22 protein-coding genes are annotated in these 23,956 nt (G+C 30.2%); 18 read left to right on the top strand and 4 right to left on the bottom strand.

The features are described 5' to 3' along the window. Positions 1-34: 34 nt before the first annotated feature. The 5 genes from BUB34_RS03735 (at position 35) to BUB34_RS03715 (ending at position 6,706) form a co-directional block, all read left to right on the top strand. Positions 35-1,396 (top strand): cation:dicarboxylate symporter family transporter, encoded by a 1,362-nt coding sequence (locus BUB34_RS03735; RefSeq protein ID WP_073124379.1) that lies wholly within the window; start codon positions 35-37, stop codon positions 1,394-1,396. A gap of 33 nt (positions 1,397-1,429) precedes the next feature. Then, positions 1,430-2,635, top strand: coding sequence for a cytochrome c biogenesis protein/redoxin (locus BUB34_RS03730; protein WP_073124377.1), 1,206 nt, complete (start codon positions 1,430-1,432; stop codon positions 2,633-2,635). A gap of 216 nt (positions 2,636-2,851) precedes the next feature. Next, positions 2,852-3,778: a chemotaxis protein gene (locus BUB34_RS03725; protein ID WP_073124375.1), complete on the top strand. Its 927-nt coding sequence runs from the start codon at positions 2,852-2,854 to the stop codon at positions 3,776-3,778. Positions 3,779-4,174: 396 nt separating this feature from the next. After that, positions 4,175-5,062, top strand: coding sequence for a sulfite exporter TauE/SafE family protein (locus BUB34_RS03720; protein ID WP_073124374.1), 888 nt, complete (start codon positions 4,175-4,177; stop codon positions 5,060-5,062). A 201-nt stretch (positions 5,063-5,263) separates the two neighbouring features. Further along, a complete protein-coding gene (locus BUB34_RS03715) occupies positions 5,264-6,706 on the top strand; it encodes a DEAD/DEAH box helicase (protein WP_073124372.1) in 1,443 nt (480 codons plus the stop codon). 73 nt (positions 6,707-6,779) lie between these two features. On the opposite strand, the gene BUB34_RS03710 is transcribed toward BUB34_RS03715, so the two are convergent. Then, entirely contained in the window at positions 6,780-6,962 is a 183-nt protein-coding gene (locus BUB34_RS03710; RefSeq protein ID WP_073124370.1) for a hypothetical protein, read from the bottom strand. 149 nt (positions 6,963-7,111) lie between these two features. Between BUB34_RS03710 and BUB34_RS13725 the strand changes: the two genes are divergently transcribed. The 6 genes from BUB34_RS13725 (at position 7,112) to BUB34_RS03685 (ending at position 15,359) form a co-directional block, all read left to right on the top strand. After that, positions 7,112-7,237: a response regulator gene (locus BUB34_RS13725; RefSeq protein WP_278276662.1), complete on the top strand. Its 126-nt coding sequence runs from the start codon at positions 7,112-7,114 to the stop codon at positions 7,235-7,237. Between the two features lie 269 nt (positions 7,238-7,506). Continuing rightward, complete coding sequence (gene kdpA / locus BUB34_RS03705) at positions 7,507-9,246, top strand: potassium-transporting ATPase subunit KdpA (RefSeq protein ID WP_073124368.1); 1,740 nt, start codon at positions 7,507-7,509, stop codon at positions 9,244-9,246. Positions 9,247-9,267: 21 nt separating this feature from the next. Then, a complete protein-coding gene (gene kdpB / locus BUB34_RS03700; RefSeq protein ID WP_073124365.1) occupies positions 9,268-11,328 on the top strand; it encodes a potassium-transporting ATPase subunit KdpB in 2,061 nt (686 codons plus the stop codon). Positions 11,329-11,360: 32 nt separating this feature from the next. Then, positions 11,361-11,930, top strand: coding sequence for a potassium-transporting ATPase subunit KdpC (kdpC, locus tag BUB34_RS03695; protein WP_073124363.1), 570 nt, complete (start codon positions 11,361-11,363; stop codon positions 11,928-11,930). 25 nt (positions 11,931-11,955) lie between these two features. Beyond that, a complete protein-coding gene (locus BUB34_RS03690; RefSeq protein WP_073124361.1) occupies positions 11,956-14,652 on the top strand; it encodes a sensor histidine kinase in 2,697 nt (898 codons plus the stop codon). 11 nt (positions 14,653-14,663) lie between these two features. Beyond that, positions 14,664-15,359, top strand: coding sequence for a response regulator (locus BUB34_RS03685; RefSeq protein WP_073124359.1), 696 nt, complete (start codon positions 14,664-14,666; stop codon positions 15,357-15,359). 26 nt (positions 15,360-15,385) lie between these two features. On the opposite strand, the gene BUB34_RS03680 is transcribed toward BUB34_RS03685, so the two are convergent. Next, positions 15,386-15,826 carry a DMT family transporter gene (locus BUB34_RS03680; RefSeq protein ID WP_073124357.1) on the bottom strand — a complete coding sequence of 147 codons (441 nt, stop codon included), beginning with the start codon at positions 15,824-15,826 and terminating at the stop codon, positions 15,386-15,388. 10 nt (positions 15,827-15,836) lie between these two features. Then, a complete protein-coding gene (locus BUB34_RS03675; protein WP_073124355.1) occupies positions 15,837-16,259 on the bottom strand; it encodes a DMT family transporter in 423 nt (140 codons plus the stop codon). A gap of 133 nt (positions 16,260-16,392) precedes the next feature. Between BUB34_RS03675 and BUB34_RS03670 the strand changes: the two genes are divergently transcribed. From BUB34_RS03670 to BUB34_RS03660, 3 genes are all read left to right on the top strand, one after another. Further along, entirely contained in the window at positions 16,393-17,112 is a 720-nt protein-coding gene (locus tag BUB34_RS03670) for a cyclic nucleotide-binding domain-containing protein (protein WP_073124352.1), read from the top strand. 54 nt (positions 17,113-17,166) lie between these two features. Continuing rightward, positions 17,167-19,128 carry a sigma-54 interaction domain-containing protein gene (locus BUB34_RS03665; protein WP_073124350.1) on the top strand — a complete coding sequence of 654 codons (1,962 nt, stop codon included), beginning with the start codon at positions 17,167-17,169 and terminating at the stop codon, positions 19,126-19,128. A 205-nt stretch (positions 19,129-19,333) separates the two neighbouring features. Next, a complete protein-coding gene (locus BUB34_RS03660) occupies positions 19,334-20,047 on the top strand; it encodes a C40 family peptidase (protein ID WP_242948819.1) in 714 nt (237 codons plus the stop codon). An 88-nt stretch (positions 20,048-20,135) separates the two neighbouring features. Here BUB34_RS03660 and BUB34_RS03655 read toward each other — a convergent pair whose 3' ends face one another. Then, on the bottom strand, positions 20,136-20,531 hold the full coding sequence (locus BUB34_RS03655; RefSeq protein WP_073124348.1) for an RrF2 family transcriptional regulator: 396 nt from the start codon (positions 20,529-20,531) through the stop codon (positions 20,136-20,138). A 242-nt stretch (positions 20,532-20,773) separates the two neighbouring features. On the opposite strand from BUB34_RS03655, the gene BUB34_RS03650 reads away from it, so the two are divergent. The 4 genes from BUB34_RS03650 (at position 20,774) to BUB34_RS03635 (ending at position 23,944) form a co-directional block, all read left to right on the top strand. Continuing rightward, a complete protein-coding gene (locus BUB34_RS03650) occupies positions 20,774-21,589 on the top strand; it encodes a histidinol-phosphatase HisJ family protein (protein ID WP_073124346.1) in 816 nt (271 codons plus the stop codon). 486 nt (positions 21,590-22,075) lie between these two features. After that, positions 22,076-22,432: a GntR family transcriptional regulator gene (locus tag BUB34_RS03645; protein ID WP_073124344.1), complete on the top strand. Its 357-nt coding sequence runs from the start codon at positions 22,076-22,078 to the stop codon at positions 22,430-22,432. Between the two features lie 11 nt (positions 22,433-22,443). Then, positions 22,444-23,136, top strand: coding sequence for an ABC transporter ATP-binding protein (locus tag BUB34_RS03640; RefSeq protein ID WP_073124342.1), 693 nt, complete (start codon positions 22,444-22,446; stop codon positions 23,134-23,136). Further along, positions 23,129-23,944, top strand: a complete 816-nt coding sequence (locus tag BUB34_RS03635; RefSeq protein ID WP_073124340.1) for a hypothetical protein — start codon at positions 23,129-23,131, stop codon at positions 23,942-23,944. Before BUB34_RS03640 ends, BUB34_RS03635 begins: the two co-directional genes overlap by 8 nt. Positions 23,945-23,956 lie beyond the last annotated feature (12 nt).

The raw sequence follows: 23,956 nt of genomic DNA, 5'->3' as shown, positions 1-23,956 counted from the left end.
TACGAAATCAAAGCAGGAAAGGGCGTGTAAAATCATGGATTCTACATTTTTCTCACAGTTTCTTATGGTGACTGATGTATCAACATTAATTTCGATAATGGGATTAATAGCAGTATTTATTATAGTTAATAGACTAAGTAAAAAGCTAAGCTTTACAAAGTTGATGATACTATCGACTCTAATAGGTATAGGATTGGGTGTAATAATACAGTATGTTGCAAAATTTCCAAGTAATCCAGGTGAAGTTGTTTGGTTAAATGAGGTAAATAAATGGTATGGACTAGTTGGAAATGGGTATATGAATCTATTAAAAATGCTTGTTGTTCCGATTGTGTTTATCTCTATAATAAGAGTTATTATGAATTTAAAGGGCGAAGAGAATATAAGCAAATTAACATATAGAAGTGTAGCAATGTTATTGGGAACAACGGCTTTGTCTGCAATTGTTGCGATAGTTGTAGCGAATATATTTAAGCTAGGAGTCTCTGATGCAGTCACAGCATCAACTAACGAAATAAGGGAGATAACACCTATAGTAGATACATTAGTTGAATTAATTCCTTCAAATCCAATAAAGGCAATGGCAGACTCAAATATAGTGGCAATAGTAGTATTTGCAGCATTTATAGGTATAGCAATAAAGACACTTAATAAAGATAATGAAGAAGAATTAAAGCCATTTGTAGGATTTATAGAGGCTTCTTACAAAATAATTATAAATGTTTCACTAATTATCATAGACTTTATGCCTTATGCTGTTGTGGCATTAATGGCCAATACAATCATAGCCCGTGGAGTTGGGTCAATACTTGGCGTTATAGATTTTATAGTTGCATTATATATAAGCATACTTATAATGTTTATAATACATTTAGTGATAATAAGTTTAAATGGAATAAATCCTATAAAATATATAAAGCATGTTTCAAAGCCACTTATATTGGCATTTACATCAAGATCAAGTTTAGGAACTTTGCCAGTAGCCATAGAAGCTTTAACAGATAATTTAAAGATAGATGAAGGCGTAGCAAGCTTCGTAACAAGCCTAGGTTCAAATATGGGAATGAACGGATGTGCAGGTATTTATCCGGCACTTATGGCAGTTACTATTGCAAATATGTCCGGAACAGACATGAATTTTAGTTTTTATACTATGTTAGTAATTGTAATAGCTATAAGTTCTTTGGGGATTGCAGGTATACCTGGAACAGCTGCTATGTCAGTATCAGTAGTAATATCTGGTATAGGTCTTGGGGCGTACTTTCCTTATGCAGGTGGAATATTAGCTATAGATCCTATATTAGATATGGGACGTACGATGCTCAATGTTAATGGAAGTATGACATCGACAGTTGTTGTAGCTAAGTTGTTTGATAAAACAAGCTCAAAATCATAAATATAGTAAAATCAAAAGCTAGGGGGAAACTTAATGGAAAAATTAAATTTAGTAGTGGTGTTTATAGAGGGAGTATTGTCTTTCTTTTCACCATGTATACTACCTATACTACCGATATATTTAAGTATGCTATCGAATAGTAGTATAGAAAACATGAAGAATGGTAAATTTATACAGGGTCCGCTTTTTAAAAATACATTATTTTTTGTTCTTGGAATATCCACGACATTTTTTATACTAGGGTCTTCAGTAAATGCATTAAGCTCATTTTTTAATACTAATAAGGATTTAATAATGATAATAGGTGGGCTTATTATAATATTCATGGGCTTATTCTATATGGGTATTATAAAATCATCATTACTTAATACAGAAAAAAGATTTAATATTAAGTCTAAAGAGATGAATCCATTGTCAGCATTCTTATTAGGGTTTACTTTTAGTTTTGGATGGACACCTTGTATAGGTCCTATACTTGCATCTGTACTTATAATGTCATCGACATCAAGTAGTGCAGTATTATCCAATCTACTAATAGGGATATACACTATAGGATTTATACTACCATTTATTTTGGTAGCTTTATTTTACAATAAACTTTTCAAAACAATAGATAAAATGAAACAACATATGGATAAAATTAAAAAAATAGGTGGGACAATACTTATAATATCTGGCCTTGTTATGTTTATAAATGGAGTTAATGGTAGCTTGGAAAAAGCGAATACTCAAAATAACACTGTAAAAAATAATCAGGTAGAAGATAGTCAAGATTTAGCTAAAGATTCAAATAAAGACTCAGAAGAAGATAGGATAAAGGCATTGGATTTTGTGTTATATGATCAGTACGGAAATAAGCACAAATTAGAGGACTACAAAGGAAAGACTGTGTTTTTGAATTTCTGGGCAACTTGGTGTCCACCATGTAGAGAAGAGATGCCATATATAGAAGAGTTGTATAAAGAGTATAACAAAAATAATGATGATGTAGCAATTCTAGGAGTTGCTTCTCCTAATATAGGAAATGAAGGGACTAAATCAGATATAGAAGACTTTTTAAAAGATCAAAACTATACTTTTCCTGTCGTATTTGATGATGGTGGTAATTTAATTTATCAGTATGGAATAAATTCATTTCCATCGACATTTATAATAGATAAGGACGGCTATCTAACTCAATATGTTCCTGGAGCAATGAATAAAGAAACTATGAAGAGCCTTATAGAAAAATTTAGATAAATATACTCTGTTGAAAACAAATATTTTGATGATTAGATATAAAGTTTTAGGTCGAAAAACAGAATAATATATAGTATAAGGAATGTATATTGTCAAATTACAGTTAGAGAAGTTAAAACTATTTAACTATAAATTTAAAGTGGAAGACCGATATGACTTACAGGTAGTGTAAGTATACTTTAGAAATCACAAAATTTGTAATAGGGGAGATTTATTATGGAATTTTCAGAAAGTACAAGTCAAACAAAAATACTTTTGGAGTCAGGGACCAATGAGCTTGAGATAATGGAATTTACTATTGCCGGTGAATTATTTGGTATAAACGTAGCAAAAGTCCGTGAAATCATGATGGCTCAAGAAGTAAAAAAAATGCCGAATTCAAATAGTGTTGTAGAAGGGGTAATAAAACCGAGAGATGAAATTATTACGGTAATAGAGTTAGGTAAATATTTAAATGTTCCTAAGTCAGAAAATCCAAATAACGATATATTTATAATAACACACTTTAATAAATTGAATTTTGCGTTCCGTGTAGAAACAGTTACAGGTATTAATAGGATTTCTTGGGAATCAATAAGAAAACCAGATAGAGTTATCTACGGCGGAGAAGAAGGTGTTGCAACAGGTATAGCAGAATATAAAGATAGACTTATAACTATTTTAGATTTTGAAAAAATTATAGCTGAAATAAGTCCAGAATCAAGTATTCAATTTGAAAACCTGGATAGATTAGGTGAACGTAGAACTAGCGAAAAATCTATTTTAATTGTAGAAGATTCAATGCTACTTTCAAAAATGATTACGGAATGTTTGCACAAAGCAGGTTACAGAAATACTGTTAAGGCTGACAATGGTCAGGAGGCATGGGACTATTTGATGGAAGTTAAAGAATCTGGTAGTCCGATTGAAGAACATGTTTCTTGTATAGTATCAGATATTGAAATGCCTCTAATGGACGGACATAGACTTACAAGACTTGTAAAGGAGGATAGCGTACTAAAAGACACGCCAATTGTACTATTCTCTTCTTTAATAAGTGACGAAATACGTAGAAAAGGAGAGGCACTTGGTGCAGATGAGCAAATAGCAAAGCCTGAGATAGCCAACCTTGTTAGTATTATAGATAGATTGACAAGTAAATAGAATTTTTAACCACTTCTCTATATAATAGGGAAGTGGTTTTTTAATTAGAAGGAAATTATATTTAAAATATATCTAGCTTAAATTTGAGTGATATTAGGAGAACAAAATAATATCTAAGTGAAAAATATAATTTTAAAAAATATATAATAAATTATAAAAATGAAAATTATTAAGTATTACTGTAATAAATAATATGTGAATGAATATTATTAGTTTGAAATAGGTGATTTTGAAACGATATTTTCAGTATGAAAAAATAGTTTTTCTTGACAAAAAATTAAGAATATTACATAAAAATGTCAAATAAATATAAATTTAAAATTTATATTGTAATTAAAATGTATAATGTAGTATAATCTTATTTGTCAAAAAACTAACTACTAAGGAGAAGAGGACATGTTAAAAGTAATTTTAGCTGCATTAACAACAGTAACTGCGGGGTTTACTGGCGTTTATGTTAACGATTTCAGAAAGAATAAAGAGGGAAGAAATAACAAATTATTTAAATCTGGATTATTGATAGGATTAATAACGGACTTTTTTGATGCAATAGGTGTTGGATCTTTCGCAACAACAACAGCAATATTAAAATTAAACAAAAATATACATATTCCAGATAAAATATTACCGGGTACATTAAATGTTGCTCATGCACTTCCGATGATTGTGCAAGCGTTTATGTCTTTAAATGCAATAGATATAGATATAATCACTCTTATTGGTATGATAGTAGCAGCTGTGGTAGGTTCTTGGATAGGTGCCGGAATAATATCTAAGTTACCAGAAAGAGTAGTACAGATAACAATGGGAGTAGCTCTTATAGGTACTGCAGGATTAATCACTCTTAGACAAGTAGGATTTATGCCAGCAGGTGGAAATGCTATGGGTCTTACAGGAATGACTTTGATAATAGGTATGGTAGGGAACTTTATATTAGGTGCACTTATGACTGCAGGTATAGGATTATACGCTCCATGTATGGCTATGGTTGCATTACTTGGAATGAACCCTAAGGCAGCATTCCCGATAATGATGGGTGCATGTGCTTTCGTAGGTCCAATAGCAAGTTCTAAGTTTGTTAGAGAAGGTGCTTATGAGAAAAGTATATCTATGGGTATAACAATAGGTGGAATAGTGGGATCTATAGTCGCATTATTATTCGTAACAAATATGCCAGTATATTGGTTAAACTGGTTAGTAGTAATGGTAGTACTTTATACAGCTACGACTATGTTATCAGCTGGATTAAAGAAAAAGCCTGAGGGTGTGGAAAACGTTGCTTAGAGTTTTTTAACTAAGTATAATATAAATTTAGATAAGGGTATGGAATCTGTATTTTTCAGGTTCTACACCCTTATTTTTAGGTTATACAGATTTTTGTCATAAGTATAATAAAATAATGCATAAATGGAAATATAATATAGAGTATTTTATGGTACGATATAATAAATATTACTATAACTATATAAGAAAAGAGAAATTCAAATGATAAAATCAAACTTTAAGAAATACAAATTGAGTGATGAAATACTAAAATCACTCGATATATTGGATTATAAAAGTCCCACAAAAGTTCAGGAAGAGGTAATACCAGTTGCACTAGATTGTAGGGATTTACTAGTTAAGTCACAAACAGGGAGTGGAAAAACAGCATCATTTGCAATCCCATTATGTGAATTGGTTGATTGGAATGAAAATAAGCCTCAAGCTTTAATACTTACACCGACTAGGGAACTTGCAATTCAAATAAAGGAAGATGTATTCAACATAGGAAGATTTAAAAGGATAAAAGTACCCGCAATATTTGGGAGGTCTTCATTTTCTATGCAAGAAAAAGAGCTTAAGCAAAAATGTCATATAGTAGTCGGAACTCCAGGGAGAATAATAGACCACATTAATAGAGGAAGTCTTATAACAGATAATATAAAGTATATTGTAATAGATGAAGCGGATGAAATGCTTAGTATGGGGTTTGTAGAACAAATAGAAGAAATAATACAAAGCCTTCCATCAAGACGTACAACAATGCTATTTTCAGCTACAATGCCAGAGGATATAGATTCTATATCCCAAAAATATATGAGTAACCCTGTCAATATAGAAATTGAGTCTAAGAATTTAACTGTAGATAGCATACAACAGTATGGTTACAATGTGGAGGAATCTGAAAAATTAGAATTATTAAAGGATATAACTACTGTAGAAAACCCGGATAGTTGTTTGGTATTTTGTAACACTAAGGACAAGGTAGAGAGGCTTTTTAATGAACTGAGTAAGATAAAGTATCCATGTGACAAAATACATGGAGGAATGGAACAAGATGACAGAATAAGAGTAATCTCTAACTTTAAGAAAGGTCACTTTAGATATTTAATAGCTACAGACGTAGCGTCTAGAGGAATAGATATTGACGATGTAACCCATGTTATAAACTACGATGTACCTGTCTTAAGAGAAAATTATGTGCATAGAATAGGTAGGACTGGACGTGCTGGGAAAGGTGGGATAGCGATTACTTTTGCAATGGAATCTGATGAAAGACGAATATCTGAAATTTACTTATACACTGGTAAGGAGATTTCTTTTAAGGAGGCACCTGATAAGAGTATTGTCAGCAGATGTATAGCAGATTTTGAACGAAAATTACTACAAAAACCAGATACAAAAGAGGTAAAGGGGGCTATTCTTAGTAAAGAAATAGTCAAATTACATATTAATGCTGGTAAAAGAAATAAGATGAGACCCGTAGATATAGTAGGCACACTCTGCAGTATAGAGGGTATAACACCTAGCGATATTGGGGTTATAAACATACTTGATGTATCTACATTTGTGGAAATATTAAATAGCAAAGGTGAAATGGTTCTTAAAGTGTTGCAGAATAAGAACATAAAAGGCAAACTTAGAAAGGTAAAAAAAGTACTATAATCCAAAATACTATAAAATAAAAGCAGGGTAAGTTTTTTCTTATCCTGCCTTAATCTTATAATATTAAAATTTTCTACTGTTTATCCTCTAACTCATTAATCTTTTTTTCTAAATTATTGATTTTATCTACCATTAGTGTATTCTTCGATTTGACTTTATTTAGAAGTCTAGGGATAACCCATATTAAAATTATAGCAATTAGTACTAATATAAATGTATTAAATATCTGGAAAAAAAGTTCAATCGTAATCGACATATAATCTCCCCTTAGAATGTTTATATTTAATATTATAGTCCTAAATATAAATATTTTTATTTAGATATAATGTATATAATTATATTATCATATTATTGTAGGATTTAAATTAGAAAAGATAACTTTATTTATTAATTTGGAGGAATGAAATGAAAAATAAGATTTATATAATAGAGGATGATATATCAATAAGAAGGCTATTAAAGGATCATATAGAAAGGTATGGATTTGAGGTATCGGTAGTTGAAGATTGCCTCGTCAGCTTTTTTTGTTAGTGCGAGTTTCTTTTTAGTACAAATAGTATATTTTTTAGTTATAAGAAGTAGCTATCTAAAAGAAGTAAGAGAGAGTTTAAATCTAGATTTATAATTAAGTACTAATCTAAAAGGGTTATTAAAAGATGACTTACAGTTATTTTTTAATAACCCTTAATTTATAGTTTGAAAATCTTTATACAATCTTAATACTAATACATATATCTTAACCTCTAATTTATATAAAAACTAATAAGATAGGGATATAGAAAATTTGAGGAGGATAAAAAATGAAGAGTATTATAATTCAATTTATATTTTTTATTACAGTAGTTATATTATTAGCTAAGCCTTTAGGTATTTATATATCTAGTGTATTTAAAAATAAAAAGGTTTTTTTAACACGTATAATGAAGCCGGTAGAGAAGTTTATTTACAAACTATTAAAGGTAAATGAAGAGGAGATGAGCGCGAAAGAGTATATTTTAAGTATAATATCATTTAGTTTTATTAGCTTAGTATTTGTTACAATACTACAGAAAATTCAGTACTTACTGCCTCTAAATCCGGAGAAATTAGGAAGCGTAAGTTGGGATCTTGCATTTAATACAGCATCTAGTTTTATAACTAATACAAATTGGCAGGCTTATAGTGGGGAAACTACACTAAGCTATATATCACAGATGTTAGGACTTACGGTTCAAAACTTTTTATCAGCAGCCGTAGGTATAAGTGTACTAATTGTATTAATTAGAGGAATCAAAGGAGTTAAATGTAAGAGTCTAGGTAATTTTTGGGTTGATTTAACTAAATCTACATTATATATTTTATTACCTATGTCATTAGTTCTTGCAATATTTTTAACGACTCAAGGGGTAGTTCAAAATTTTAAACCATACCAAGAAGTTAGATTATTAGAAGAAATAAAATTAAATGACGGAGATTTTATTGATAAACAAATAATCCCAGGCGGACCTGCAGCGAGTCAGATAGCTATAAAGCAACTTGGAACCAATGGGGGTGGTTTTTTTGGAACAAATTCATCACACCCATTAGAAAATCCAACATATTTATCTAATTTTGCTCAGATGGTATCCATAATACTAATACCAGCAGCGTTATGTTTTACATTTGGAGATATGATTGGAGATAAGAAACAGGGAAAAGTTCTCTTATATGCAATGTTAATTATTTTTACTCTTGCTATAGCTACCACAATGTACTTTGAGTATAAGTCTACACCGGAACTTTCAAGAAACTTGTCTATAATAGATGATATAAATATTCAACAGTCTGGTGGAAATATGGAAGGAAAAGAAGTGAGATTCGGAGTAACAAATTCAGTTATATGGGGAGTTACTACAACATCAGCATCAAATGGTTCAGTAAATTCTATGCATGATTCTTTTACACCTATTGGAGGAATGATTTTGACCTTACTTATGCAATTAGGAGAAGTTGTATTTGGAGGGGTTGGATGCGGACTTTATGGGATGTTAGCATTTGTAATATTAACAGTATTTATTTCGGGTCTTATGGTAGGGAGAACACCTGAATATTTAGGTAAGAAGATAGAACCATTTGAAATGAAGATGGCTTCAATCATGATAATTACAACACCTATGTTAGTGTTGATTGGTACATCCATAGTTTGTATGTCTCCAGATGTAATTAGTCTACTAAATAATTCGGGACCACACGGATTCTCAGAGATATTGTATGCACTAAGTTCTACTGGAAATAACAATGGTAGCGCTTTTGCAGGGTTTGGAGCTAATAACACATTTGTAAATTTACTGACTGGAATTATAATGATTTTTGCACGTTTTATACCAATAATTTTAATTATAAAGATAGCAGAATCATTAGCTGGTAAGAAAAAAGTACCAGAAAGTGTAGGGACTTTGGCTACTAATAATGCTTTATTTGTATTTTTGTTAGTAGGAGTTGTTATTATGATAGGTGCTCTAGGATTTTTACCATCATTAGCACTAGGACCAATAGCAGAGCATTTAAATATGGTGTTTTAGACTAGATAAGGAGATATTAATATGGGCGATTTAAATAAAAAGTTTATTGATAGAGAAGTATTCAAAGAGAGTTTCAAGGATTCTATTAAAAAATTAGATATTAGGGTACAACTTAAAAATCCAGTAATGTTTATAGTTTATATAGGTTCTATAGTTACTAGTGTTATAACTATTATGTCTTTTTTTGATATAGTTGATGAAAATACAGTGTTTACTTTTATGATTAGTTTATTTTTATGGTCTACTGTTTTATTTGCAAATTTTGCAGAGGCAATAGCAGAAGGACGTGGAAAGGCACAAGCTAGTAGTTTAAGGGCGGCAAAAAAAGATGTTATAGCTAAAAAACTTAAAACTTGTGATAAAAATAGTGAGATTGAAATGATTCCATCAAACTTATTGAAAAAAGGTGATATTGTTCTTGTTGAGGCTGATAGTCAGATCCCAGCTGATGGAGATGTTATAGAGGGAGTAGCATCAGTAGATGAAAGTGCGATAACGGGAGAAAGTGCACCTGTTATAAGGGAGTCAGGTGGGGATAGATGCGCTGTGACAGGTGGAACTACTGTTGTATCGGATTATCTGATAGTAGAAGTTACATCAACTGCAGGTGAGAGTTTTTTAGATAAAATGATTGCAATGGTAGAGGGTGCACAGAGAAAGAAGACTCCGAATGAGATAGCACTACAAACTTTACTTATAGCTTTAACATCTATATTCGTAGTTGTTACAATTACAATATACCCATTTAGTGAATTTGCTATTATACAAAATGGGGTAGGGAGAACTGTTTCAATATCATCTTTAGTAGCTCTACTTGTTTGTTTAGCTCCCACTACAATAGGGGCATTACTTTCTTCAATAGGAATTGCAGGAATGAGTAGATTAAATAATAAAAACGTACTTGCAACTTCAGGTAGAGCTATAGAAGCAGCTGGAGATGTAGATATATTACTTTTAGATAAAACTGGGACTATAACTTATGGAAATAGACAGGCTAGTGAATTTATAGCACTCAGAAATATAGATATAGAAGAATTTATAGAGTGTGCAGAGTTAAGCTCAACTTTAGATGAAACGCCAGAGGGAAGAAGTATAGTAATTTTAGCTAAAAAAAGTCATGCTATAAATGGTAAATACTTAAATGTTAAAGATGCAGAGTTTGTACCATTTTCTGCGAAAACTAGAATGAGTGGAGCAAATATTAAGGAAACTAAAATAAGAAAAGGGGCAGCAAGCTCTATAAAAGTGTTCGTGGAAGAAATGGGAGGAATCTACCCAAAAGAATGTGATGAAATAGTTGAAAAAATTTCCAAAAAAGGAGGAACTCCTTTAGTCCTTTGCAAGAATGAAAGAGTCTTAGGTGTTATATACCTAAAAGACATTCTAAAAGAAGGGGTAGCAGATAAGTTTAATGAACTAAGAAAAATGGGAATTAAAACGGTTATGATAACTGGAGACAATCCTCTTACAGCTGCAGCTATCGCGGTTGAGGCAGGAGTAGATGACTTTTTGGCAGAGGCAACACCTAAGGCTAAGCTAGATTTAATAAATAACTATCAGAAGAACGGACATTTAGTGGCAATGACAGGAGATGGTAGCAATGATGCACCTGCGCTTGCTCAGGCAGATGTTGCGGTTGCTATGAATACTGGAACTCAGGCGGCTAAGGAGGCAGGAAATATGGTTGACTTAGACTCTAGCCCTACTAAACTAATTGAAATTGTGAAAATAGGAAAGCAGTTACTTATGACTAGAGGTTCATTAACAACTTTTAGTATAGCAAATGATATAGCTAAATATTTTGCTATAATTCCATCTCTATTTATAGGAATATACCCACAATTAAATAAATTAAATATAATGAATTTGTATAGTACTGAGAGTGCTATTATGAGTGCAGTTATATACAATGCACTTATAATAATAGCACTGGTACCATTAGCACTTAAAGGTGTTAAATATAAGGAGTTACCTGCAAGTAAGCTTTTATCAAGAAATCTTTTAATATACGGTCTTGGAGGAATTATAACTCCATTCATATTCATAAAATTAATAGATATGATTATAGCTACAATTATATAGGTAAAATAGTATGTATAGAAGGAGATATAAGTATGAAATATATTAAAAAATCAGTTTTAATATTGATAATAATGACATTTATAACAGGGATTTTGTATCCTTTTACGGTAACTATATTTGCACAAATATTTGTACCAAAACAGGCCAATGGTAGTATAATTGAACTGGATGGTAAAAGTATTGGCTCAGAGTATGTTGGTCAGAACTTTGTAAGTCCAGATTATTTTTGGTCAAGACCTTCTATGACCCTGGATTATCCATACAATGGGCAAAAATCATCTGGAAGTAATAATTCACCAACAGGCGAGGATTTTAGAAAAGTAATAGATAAAAGAGTAAAACTATATAAAAAGTATTCCAACTCTACTAATGATAAAATTCCAGTAGACTTGGTAACAGCATCAGGTAGTGGGCTTGATCCTCATATATCTTTGAGAGGAGCAATGTACCAAGTGGACCGTGTTTCTAAATACAGCAAAATATCAAAAGATAAACTAATAGAACTTATAGACAATAATACTGAGAAAAAAATTATAGGAATATTTGGAGAAGATAAAGTTAATGTATTAAAACTAAACTTAGATTTAGAGAAGTTAAAATAATTAACTAAGATTAGTGGGGTGAAAAATGAAGAGACCGGATCCAGAAATTTTACTGTCTAGAGTAAACAATGAAGAAGCAAAATTAAATAGAGGTCAATTAAAGATATTTTTTGGGTATGCAGCTGGAGTAGGGAAAACCTACTCTATGCTTGAGTCCGCACATACCTTAAAGGAAAGTGGCATAGACGTAGTAGTTGGGTATATAGAACCTCATTCTAGGAAAGAAACTTTAGATTTAATAGAAGGCTTAGAGGTTTTGAGCACAAAGGAGATAAACTATAAAAATATAAAATTAAAAGAGTTTGATATAGATTTGGCATTGGAGAGGAATCCAGAGGTAATATTGGTTGATGAATTAGCACACACAAATGTTGTAGGTTGTAGGCATAATAAGAGGTGGCAGGATATAGAGGAATTGTTGATAGCAGGCATTGATGTTTATACAACGTTAAATGTACAGCATTTGGAAAGTTTAAATGACATAATACAAATAATAGCGAATGTATCTGTAAAAGAGACTATACCTGATAAGCTAATAGATTTATCATCACAACTTGAATTAATAGATGTAGATCCAGATGTTTTACTTGAAAGATTTAATCAAGGTAAAATTTACAAAAAAGATCAAGCTATAAGAGCACAAGAAAATTTCTTTACTAAAGATAATCTAGTTGCACTTAGAGAGTTGGCGCTTAGAAAAACCACACAAAAGGTTAATAAAGAGGTAGAAATAACACGTCTATCTAAGGGAGATACATCTGTAATGCCAACCTCTGATACAATACTTGTGTGTGTATCGCCATCATCTTCTTCTGCTAAGCTAATAAGAACAGCTTCTAGGATTGCCCAGTCATCTTTATCAAAGTTAATTGCTATTTATATAAAAGATCCTAGTAAGCAGGATATATCTAAAAAAGCCAGTAAACAGCTAGAAGACAACTTGGATTTAGCAAAAAAGTTAGGTGCAGAGATTGTTTTATTGCATGGGGATAATATAGTAGAAGATATTATAAGATTTTCGAAGTTAAGGAATGTTACAAAAATTGTTATAGGTAGAAATCATAGAAAACACAGTGTATTTTATAGAGTGTTAAAAAAGGATATAGTAGACAAACTTATAGATGAGGTAGACTATATAGATATTCATATAATTCCGTCTATAGCTGAAGGAAACAAGTACAAACCTAAAAAGTCAGTGGGAATTACCTCTAAACTTAAGATTAGTGGGACTGATATATTAAAACTTCTTATAATAACTCTTATAACTACCATGTCCTCATATATATTAAAAAGAGTTGGTTTTACACAGGAGAATATATATCTAAGTTATATACTTGGTGTTGTATTGGTTTCAGCATTTACTAGAGGATATGGATCGGGCATAATAAGTTCCGTACTCAATATATTGTTACTAAACTATTTTTTTACAGAACCTTTATACACATTGAATATTGATGATACTAATTATATAGTAACACTAGCTGTATTTTGTGTTGTTGGAGTTATAACATCTACACTTACTTCAAGAATTCAGCAACAGGTAGAAATATATTCTAAGAGAGAACAAAATACTCAGATGCTTTATAAAGTGAATAGAAGTTTCTTAAGACTGTCGAATAAGGAAGAGATAATAAATACAGGAATAGAGCTTTTAGAGGCGGGACTTGGTAAGAGTGTGGTTTGCTATATAAATGATAAAAGGGAAAATCAGCTTCTACTATATATGAATCAAAGTAGGGATATAGAGGAAGAATTAATTACAGATGAATCAGAAAGAGCAGTTGCTAGATGGGTTTATAATAACAATAAGACAGCGGGAAGCTTTACGGACACATTACCAGGGGCAAAATGTTTTTATGCGCCTATAATTGGTATGGATGAAACTTTAGGTGTAATTGGTGTTTTATGTCTGGATCAAAAAGTGGATAACGAAGATATAAGGCTGATAGAGGCTGTCGTGGCGCAAATGGCTATATCCATAGATAGAGAAAACTTAGCAGAAATCAAAAAAGAGGCTAGCTTAGAAATAGAGAGTGAGAGGTTGAAAAGTAGTTTATTAAGGGCCATATCACATGATTTAAGGACTCCTCTTGCTGCTATAAGTGGTGCGATTAGTACAATAATAAAAAATAAAGAATTAATAGATGAAAGTATTATAGATGACCTTCTAAAAGGAGTTTTTGATGATACCCAATGGTTAATAAGGTTGGTTGAAAATTTATTGAGTATGACTAGAATTGATGATGGAAAATTAGAACTCAAAAAAACTCATGAAATTGTAGAAGAGGTTATATCAGAATCATTGGGCCATATAAAAAAGAGAATAAAGAATATGAAAATAAGTATAGATATACCAGATGAAATTTTATTTGTTCCTATGGATGCTAAACTTATAGAACAGGTAATTATAAATTTAATAGACAATGCTTTAAAGTATTCTAAAGAAGGCTCTGAAATAAAAATAAAAGTTTACGAGGAAAAACAATTTGTTGTTTTCAAGATAATTGATGATGGACCGGGAATATGTGAAAGTATAATAGACAATATATTTGATAGATTTTTTACAGGTGAGATTAAATATGCTGATTCTAGAAAGGGTGTTGGTCTTGGGCTATCAATATGTAAATCTATAGTAAATGCACATAATGGCACGATAGAGGCTAAAAATAATAAGGAAGGTGGTGCTACATTTGAGTTTAAGTTACCAAAAGAGGTTAGTTAGAGGGTGAAGAAATGAGCAAAAATCTTATATTAGTTGTAGAGGATGATAGTACTATAAGGAAATTTATAAGTACTTCTTTAACAACACAGGATTATTTAGTTAAGGAGACTGCATTTGGGAAAGAAGGAATATCTTTATGTATGTCTTATTCACCAGATGCAGTCTTACTAGATTTGGGACTTGAAGATATGGACGGGATAGATGTAATAAAAAACATAAGGATATTATCAGATGTTCCTATAATAGTGGTGTCTGCCAGAGAACAGGATAGGGAAAAGGTAGAAGCATTTGATATGGGTGCAGATGATTATATAACAAAGCCTTTTTCGGTAGCAGAATTACTTGCTAGGGTAAGAGTAGCAATTAGGCATTCCTATAAAAATAAGACAACAATAGTTTTGAAGGATAAATTTATTTATAAAAGTTTAGGTATAGATTTTGAAAGAAGGAGAGTAACTGTAGATGATATAGAGGTTCATCTAACACCTATTGAGTATGATATACTATCACTTTTAGTTGAACACCATGGAAAAGTACTAACTCATAAATTTATTGCTAAGGAGATTTGGGGAAGTGCATTTGGAAGTGAGATAAAATCATTAAGGGTATTCATGGCTAACTTAAGAAGGAAAATAGAAAAACAACCTGCAAACCCAGAGTATATAATAACGGAAATTGGTGTGGGATACAAATTAAATGATGAATAAACACAAAAAAGCCCTTAACTATAAAGTTAAAGGGTCTTTTTTTTGTCCACAATCATATTATATCCAAGGCCTATAACTACTAAAATTCCACCGAGAACTTTATAAACAGACATATGACCATCAACTATATAGTCTATCAAAACTCCTGTAAATAATTGTCCGATGAAAGTTAAAAGTGTTAAGTAAAATGATGATACTCTAGGAGATAAAAAAGATGATAGAGTAACAGATACAACCCCAATAAACCCTCCTGTATAAACAAACCATGCCGCACTATAAGTTTCGGGGCTGGAAAGTTTAGCAATTTCTCCTCCTATTATTAACAATAAAAATGAACCGATAAGTCCAAAAACATAGTTAAAAAATGTACTTTGGTACATTCCAATTTTTTCTGCTAAAACATAATTTACTGATCTAGAAACAACGATTGTAACTCCAGATAAAATAGCAATAATTATATAAATCATAATAACCTCCTTATTTTATGGTCATTAATAATATACCTAATACAATGATAATAAGTCCTATTATTTTTTTCTTATTAAATTTACTTACGGCTAAGTTAAACCATCCAAAATGATCTATTATTATAGATGCGACCAGCTGACCTAATAAACAAAGGGAAGTAGTCAGAGAAACTCCTAGTTTTGAAAAGCTTGCATTACTAAATATAACCGTTAAAACTCCTATAAGACCCCCTGTATACATATAAAAAGGTACACTCCTAGTATTTTTAATCTTTGATTTAGTTGCAATAAGTACAAAAATAATTCCTATAAGTCCGACCGTGTGTATTATTACGGTTGAAGCATAGTTACCCGCGATTTGGGAAACAGTACCGTTTAGGGATAGCATTATCGCTAGTAAACTCCCTGTCAAAATTGAAAGAATATTATTCACTTTAATACCTCCTTTCTTGTAATAATTAATAAAATATACCATAAATACTTAATAAATATAATGACATATGTCACCTAAATATATACAATAAAAATAAAAAAGTAAAAAATATGGAATGGAAGTGTTAAATAGAGTGAAAAAGATAGAAGATATATCCATTATAGAAACGTATTATAATAAACTAAAAGTAAACAATTTTTTTAAGAAAGATATAAAAAACTATATAGAATTTTTAAAATTCGACAAAAATGAGTATTTGTGCAGAGAAGGTGATGAGATTTCTAATTTTATGATTTTTATAGATGGAAAAGCGAAGGTATTTAAAACCTTGCCAAATGGAAAAACATTTCTTTTAGCCTTCTATAGGCCTATTCAAGTTATTGGAGATATGGAAATTATAAAAAATCAGGTTGCCTCTAGTACAATTCAAGCTCTTAGTGAATGCTATTGTCTTTCTATACCTATGGAAAAAGCTCGATATGAGTTAACAGCAGACAGTGAGTTTCTTAAATTTATATGTGAGAGTTTGGCAGAAAAACTTTCGGTAATTAGTATTAATAGTTCGATAAATTTACTATATCCGCTTGAAAATAGGTTGGCTAGCTATATAAATGAATTACCAAAACTTGTAGATGATAAATCAGAAAAAGAATATATAGATTTTGACGAGAATTTGATTGAGATAGCAGAGCTTTTAGGTAGTAGTTATAGACATTTATTGAGAACTCTTAATAATTTAATTAAAAAAGGTGTGCTAGAGAAAGATAGTGCTGGATATATAGTAGTTAATAAAGAACTTTTGAAAAAATTGGCAGGAGATTTGTATACAGATACAAGATTTCATTCATTTTAACTGTTTAAAGAAAATTTATTATATAATTTCACAAAATAATAAGGAGCTTATAATATGAAGACAATAGGAATTGTTACGGATGGGATGTCAAAACTTGAATATTTTCTAAATGAAAATATAGAATCTATATTTATGGATAAAGTAAAAATAAATAATTATTATTTTAAGAATCTTAAAAGTAATCAGCTTATAAGAGATGATGTAATCCTTGTAATGTTGGATGATAGAGCATTAAAGATAAAAAAATATGTAGATGATACTAAAAAGATAATAAAAATAAACAGGAGTATAAAACAAAAAGAAATTTATAAACTGTTTTCACTACCAGAAGGAATAGATGCTTTAGTAGTCAATGACAATATGCAGACTACACTTGAAACGATATCGAATCTGTACAGTATAGGCATAAATCATTTGAATTTTATACCCTACAATAAAGACAAAGAGTATAAGGACATAAGGGTCGCTATTACTCCAGGGGAATCGAGTTTGGTACCGGACTATATTGATGAAATTATAGATCTTGGTCATAGATATATCGATAGCTCTACATTTATACAAATAATGGCAAAGCTAAAAATAGATGATAGAGATATAACGAGGCGTTTGATAAAATATTCTGATGAAGTCGTGAGCCTAGAGTCGGGTATAAATAGTACTTATAAAAAGCTTTCAATAAAAAATGAGGAGTTAGATTCAATAATAAATCTATCTAATATTGGAATGGTATTGATATCTACTAAGGGAGAAATAATAATATGCAATGACAGTTTAAAGAGGATATTGGATATTGAATACGATGTAGTAGGAAAAAATATTCATGAATTAGAATCTAAGAATATCGTTGATATATTTACAATAGATGAAGCTAGTGATGAAGTTATAAAATTTAAAAATAAATATATAAATGTTAATAAATACACAATAGATAGCTTTGGAAAAAATACTGGAATATATTTTTGTATTCAGGAAATAACCTATATAAAAAAGCTAGAACAAAATCTCAGCAAAAAATTAAGAGATAAAGGGCAAATTGCGAGATACAACTTTGAAGACATAAAGACTAATTCTATAAGCTTAAAAAATACAAAAGAATTGGCAAAAAAAATATCCAAGTCAGATTATACAGTTCTGATAACGGGAGAAAGCGGAACAGGAAAAGAGTTAATGGCTCAGTCTATACATAATGAGTCTTTAAGGCGCAATCAACCATTTATAGCTATAAATTGTGCTGCAATGCCAGAAAATTTGCTGGAAAGCGAACTATTTGGGTACGAAGAAGGAGCATTTACAGGAGCATTAAAAGGTGGGAAGAAAGGATTATTTGAACAAGCTCATAATGGGACTATATTTTTAGACGAAATCGGTGATATGCCCATGTACTTACAGACTAAATTACTTAGAGTTATCCAAGAAAATCAAGTGATGAGAGTCGGTGGTGAAAGTATAATAGACATTGATGTTAGGATAATTGCAGCCACAAATAGAAACTTATTAAGTATGATAGAGTGTGAAAAATTCAGATCAGACCTATACTATAGAATAAATGTATTGCCTATTAGTATACCTCCACTTAGAGAGAGAAAAGAAGATATTATCATGATGTTAAAGTATTTTATGAAAAGAAAAATTGAAATAAGTGAGGATGTAAAACGTGTTATGGAAAGCTATGACTGGCCAGGAAATATTAGAGAGCTTAAAAATACAGCGATGTATATAGATATAATGAGCTCTGGTGATAGGGTTGAGTTATATGATTTACCTCATAATTTTATTAATATAAAGAAAGACTATAGTAAGGAAATCAAGATTTTAAAGGAAAAGGTGTCTATAGAAAAGATTATAAGGGTTATGGAGATAATAAAAGAGTACAATCTATTAAACAAAAGTATAGGTAGGAACTATATAGTAAATGAGCTACACGACCAAGGTTATACTATAAGTGAAGGAGAGGTAAGAACTATACTAAGTGTGGCTAAAGTTTATAATAAAAAATCAAACTTACAAGAAGATTAATAATGTTAAGTAATATTGCCACACTACAAATAGTGTGGCTTTTTTGTTGAAATTGATAGTTTATTTATACATATTATGTTAAATTATACTTAGAATAGATTATGTTTTAGTGGTCATAAAATATTTTAAATATAATGTATAAACCGTTATAGCTATGAACCGTATAATAATAACTAGTATAAATCAAAAGGATAGGGGTAATAAAATGAGTAACGTTAGTGATATAGTTTTAACTTCACTCTTAAGGGCGATGAGTTCGGCAAATGCAAGTACGAGTAGTAGAACTTCTTCAAATGATATGTTTGACTCAATTTTAGGAAGTATGTTAGGTAACTTAAATTTTTCTAGCGGAACATGTGAATCATGTAGAAGCAATAGTATGGGAAATTTAGATACTCTAAATACATTATTAGGAACAGTTAATGACAATAGGATAAATATAAAAAATAGTGCTACAAATGAATCAAGCAAAACAGTAGTTAATGAGAGCGTAGAAAATATCAGTAAACCTGCTGTAGAAGTTCCAAAACCAAACGACGTAAATACTTCTAACAAAATGAATAAGGCTATGGAAATGTTGCATGCACAACTAGGTAAAAAGTATGTTTGGGGGGCAACGGGGCCTAACTCTTTTGACTGTTCAGGGTTAGTTCAGTATGTATATAAAAATGCCCTAGGTAAAAATATACCTAGAGTATCAGCAGATCAAAGTAAATTTGGCCAAGCAGTTGATAGAAAAGATTTACAGGTAGGAGACTTGTTATTTTTTGACACTATGAATAAGGGAAGAGTAAGTCATGTTGGGATGTATATAGGAAATAATGAGTTTATACATGCATCTAACCCGAGATCTGGAGTAAAAAAATCAACATTAACAGGATATTATGAAAAGACATATAAGGGAGCCAGAAGACCTTAGTTAAAAAGTGATAGATCAAAAACACCTATACATTTATTCTTATAAAGGGGATAAATATATAGGTGTTTTTATAATGCATAGAAAATTTTCAAAGTATATCATCCAAAGTGTACTCACTTAGTTTAACTATAAATGCTTTAAGAGAATTGTTTAAAATAGGCTTTAATTTGCACATGCTGTTCAAAGGGCAAGTATTATTTTCAATAGAAAAACATTCAGCTATATTTAAGTTACCCTCTGTAACTTTAAGTAGTTCTCCTAAATTTATGTCCTTAGGGTTTAGTTTTAGTCTTATCCCTCCGTTTCTACCTTTAGAGGAAACAATATATTCGTTTTTAGCTAAGATATAGATGATTTTTTTTATATGATGTGTAGATAAGCCAAGTATTTTAGATAATTCATCTACAGTGAAAAGATCATTAGGGTGATTTCCTAGGTAAATTAGTACCCTAAAACTATAGTCGGTAAATTTTGATAAAGTCATAATACCTCCGTAAATAAATAATGTTATTATTTACTATTATAGTATAAATAGATAAATAGTAAACATAAGGCTTATAGTTTATAGTAAAATATATATCTTTTTATATATTAAATATAAAGTTAACAAAACACTAACTGGTAATTAATATCATGTTAACAAAATAGTATTACACTTATGATTAGAAAGAGAGATAATAGTATATTTAAATTAAAAATATTTTGGAGTTAGAAAGGAGATTATAAATGCATATACTAGATAATCATGTCCATACACATTTTTCAAGTGATGGAAAAGATCATATGGAAACAGTAATTAAAGAGGCTATTAAAAATGGAGTAAGTCATCTAACGTTTACAGATCATTTGGAATATAATACAGATCACTTTAGTTTGGATTTAGACGGATATATTAAACAGATAGATGAATATAAGGAAAAATACAAGAAAGACATAAATCTCTTAACTGGAGTAGAGGTTGGGTACAAAAGTTATATAAGAGATGAAATTGAAAATATAATAAAGAGTTATCCTTTCGATTTTGTATTATGTTCGACTCATACTGTAGGCGATAAGGATATATCTAGATTGAAATATTTTGATGGTCTGACAAAAAAAGAAGCATATGACAACTACTATAGGAGTATTATAGAAACCAACAAACAGTTTAGTAACTACGACACATATGGGCATTTAGATTATGTAATAAGATACGGAAATTATGAAGATAAAAAGATAGTATATAATGATCATAAAGAAGTTTTAGATGAAACTCTAAAAACTATAATAAATCTAGGAAAGGGGATAGAGTTAAATACTTCAGGTTATAGATATAATTTAGATTCCCCCCATCCTAATATAGATATATTAAAGAGATACAAAGAATTAGGTGGAGAGATAATAACCGTAGGATCTGATTCACATAGGGCAATTGATGTTTGTAGGGATTTTGATAAAGCATATGCTATATTAGATTATTTGGGATTTGAGTATGTATGTTTATTTGAAGAAAGAGAACCTAAATTTATAAAGTTTAATAGTGAAATAATTTACAGTGCGTAGAGAATATAAAAGTAATCCTCTGCTTTAAGTTAATGTTTATTTGTGATACTTTTCCAAAAATAGGTTATGATATGAGTATAACCGATTTTTGGAGGTATAACTATGAACGTAGGACTATTAATTCAGTTATAGGGATATATGTGATTTTTAAGGTAAGAAAATCAATATTTATATAAATTCATTGATATTGTATATCATTCTAGAATTATGTATAATATCAATAAATTTAACTATTAAATGGAATTAAAGAATCTTATGAAATACTAAAAAACACCTATCAAAAGATAGGTGTTTTTTTGGGCTAGCGTATACTTATACATATAGTATAAGTTCCCACTAATATATAGTTTACTACAGATAAGGTTTTATGTAAATATATATTAACACTTTCCAAATTTAAAATATAGTTGACTTATGAGTGTACTATATCTATAATACAGTTATAGGTGTATTACTGGTATAGTACATTAATACGGAGGTGATTAGGTGAATTTCACACCAAACGAAAAGGAACCAGTATATCTTCAAATTATAAGATATATAAAGCAACAAATAGTGACAGATGAATTAAAGCCAGGGGATCCAGTTCCATCAAGGAGAGAGATGGCGGTAAAGATAAAGGTAAATCCTAACACGGTTCAAAAGGCATATAAGGAGATGGAGGACATGGAAATTATAAATACAGTTAGAAATTATCAAAGTACTATAACTACTGATAAAAATATTATAAATAATATAAGACAGGATTTGATAAATGAGTCATTAAAGATTTTTATAGAAAATATGAAAGCTATAAACGTAGATAAAGAGGAGCTAATAGAAATTATAAAAGATACATATTAGGGGGTGGAAATATGATAGAAGTTAAAAATGTAAGTAAAAAATATAAAAAAATTAAAGCACTTAATGACATAAGTTTTAACATACAAGAAGGAAAAATAACTGCCATACTAGGCACTAACGGAGTAGGAAAATCTACAATATTAAAGGCTATATCTGGATTAGTAGGTATTGATAGTGGGGAAATTCTTATAGATGGAGACAGAATAAACAAGGATACATACAATAAGTTGGCATTCGTACCAGATGTAGAAAGTCATTTTCCACAACTTACAATAAAAGAAAGCTTCGAATTTATGAAGGAATTTTATATTAACTGGAGCGATGAAAAAGCTTATGAAATGCTTGAAATTTTCAATCTAACTGATGATTTATTAATATCATCATTATCTAAGGGAAATAAGGCTAGAGTAAAAATAGTATTAGGTTTTGCTCAAAATGCAAAATATACTTTATTGGACGAGCCATTTTCAGGAATTGATATTTTTAAGAGAGAAGAATTTATAGGAATTATGGCAAAATACATGGATGAAAATCAAAGTATAATTATAACTACTCATGAAATAGGCGAGATAGAAATGATTGTAGATGATGTTTTGATTATAGATAATGGGAAATTAATATTTGGGTTTAATGCAGAGGAAATTCGCCAAAGTGAAGGTAAGTCGATAATCGATAAGATGAGGGAGGTGTATAGAGGTGAGTAAAATACTTACTTTATATAATATAGAATTTAAAAGAGTGTATAAACTCTATTTGGCTTTATTAGGAATTTTATTTGCAGGGAATATTGCAATAGTATCGAGGAAGCTGAGTGAGATAATAAATTCGGTTGCAGAGGATAGAAATCTAAGACCAAGCATGGATATATTAAAGTCTACAATAGGAAAAAATAAAGTCTTTATGGAGGGTATTAATAATATCCATTTGTCAACAAATCTATTAGTTGGATTAGTTGTTGTATTATGTTTGGTATACTCAATAGCAATATGGTATAGAGATTTTTTAGGAAAGAATAGAACATCATACACTTTATTCACATTGCCTATAGACAAGTTTAACATATATATATATAAGGCCCTGACAGTGACAATGATGATATATGGAATTATTATAGCTCAGATTTTTGCTTGGATAATAGAGGTTTTTGTAATAAGCGGGTTATCAGGAGTTGGCATTACAAAAGCTATAAGTTCAGTTATAGGAAATAGTATGTTGAGAGAAGGATTGATAAGATTATACACTATTGATTTTATTATGATAAATATTATAGGTGTGGTATTAGCTGTAGTGGTAATCTTTACAGGGATAATGATACAAATGGCATTTAAGAGAAAAGGAGCAATACTAGGTTCATTATATGTTGTCTCATCTATAATAATATACGGGTATTTAACTAGCCAATCTGTTTTTACAGATAGGGTTTTAGTAGTACATAGTATTTATTATATTATTTTATTTGCCTTATCAATAACAATATCACATAAACTTTTAAATAAAAGAGTATATATGTAGGTTATGGAGGAA

This window comes from Asaccharospora irregularis DSM 2635, from assembly GCF_900129815.1.
Taxonomy (GTDB): domain Bacteria; phylum Bacillota; class Clostridia; order Peptostreptococcales; family Peptostreptococcaceae; genus Asaccharospora; species Asaccharospora irregularis.
Note: the sequence above shows the minus strand (reverse complement) of the source record. Positions and strands in the feature narration are given on the sequence as shown.

Excerpts from the sequence above, each read along its gene's own strand:
- BUB34_RS03730 (WP_073124377.1), top strand. The coding sequence starts at position 1,430 with ATGGAAAAATTAAATTTAGTAGTGGTGTTTATAGAGGGAGTATTGTCT.
- BUB34_RS03685 (WP_073124359.1), top strand. The coding sequence starts at position 14,664 with ATGAGCAAAAATCTTATATTAGTTGTAGAGGATGATAGTACTATAAGG.
- BUB34_RS03725 (WP_073124375.1), top strand. The coding sequence starts at position 2,852 with ATGGAATTTTCAGAAAGTACAAGTCAAACAAAAATACTTTTGGAGTCA.
- BUB34_RS03680 (WP_073124357.1), bottom strand. The coding sequence starts at position 15,826 with ATGATTTATATAATTATTGCTATTTTATCTGGAGTTACAATCGTTGTT.
- BUB34_RS03660 (WP_242948819.1), top strand. The coding sequence starts at position 19,334 with ATGAGTAACGTTAGTGATATAGTTTTAACTTCACTCTTAAGGGCGATG.
- BUB34_RS03690 (WP_073124361.1), top strand. The coding sequence starts at position 11,956 with ATGAAGAGACCGGATCCAGAAATTTTACTGTCTAGAGTAAACAATGAA.
- BUB34_RS03735 (WP_073124379.1), top strand. The coding sequence starts at position 35 with ATGGATTCTACATTTTTCTCACAGTTTCTTATGGTGACTGATGTATCA.
- BUB34_RS03665 (WP_073124350.1), top strand. The coding sequence starts at position 17,167 with ATGAAGACAATAGGAATTGTTACGGATGGGATGTCAAAACTTGAATAT.
- BUB34_RS03650 (WP_073124346.1), top strand. The coding sequence starts at position 20,774 with ATGCATATACTAGATAATCATGTCCATACACATTTTTCAAGTGATGGA.
- BUB34_RS03640 (WP_073124342.1), top strand. The coding sequence starts at position 22,444 with ATGATAGAAGTTAAAAATGTAAGTAAAAAATATAAAAAAATTAAAGCA.
- BUB34_RS03655 (WP_073124348.1), bottom strand. The coding sequence starts at position 20,531 with ATGACTTTATCAAAATTTACCGACTATAGTTTTAGGGTACTAATTTAC.
- BUB34_RS03715 (WP_073124372.1), top strand. The coding sequence starts at position 5,264 with ATGATAAAATCAAACTTTAAGAAATACAAATTGAGTGATGAAATACTA.
- kdpA (WP_073124368.1), top strand. The coding sequence starts at position 7,507 with ATGAAGAGTATTATAATTCAATTTATATTTTTTATTACAGTAGTTATA.
- BUB34_RS03710 (WP_073124370.1), bottom strand. The coding sequence starts at position 6,962 with ATGTCGATTACGATTGAACTTTTTTTCCAGATATTTAATACATTTATA.
- kdpC (WP_073124363.1), top strand. The coding sequence starts at position 11,361 with ATGAAATATATTAAAAAATCAGTTTTAATATTGATAATAATGACATTT.
- BUB34_RS13725 (WP_278276662.1), top strand. The coding sequence starts at position 7,112 with ATGAAAAATAAGATTTATATAATAGAGGATGATATATCAATAAGAAGG.
- BUB34_RS03720 (WP_073124374.1), top strand. The coding sequence starts at position 4,175 with ATGTTAAAAGTAATTTTAGCTGCATTAACAACAGTAACTGCGGGGTTT.
- kdpB (WP_073124365.1), top strand. The coding sequence starts at position 9,268 with ATGGGCGATTTAAATAAAAAGTTTATTGATAGAGAAGTATTCAAAGAG.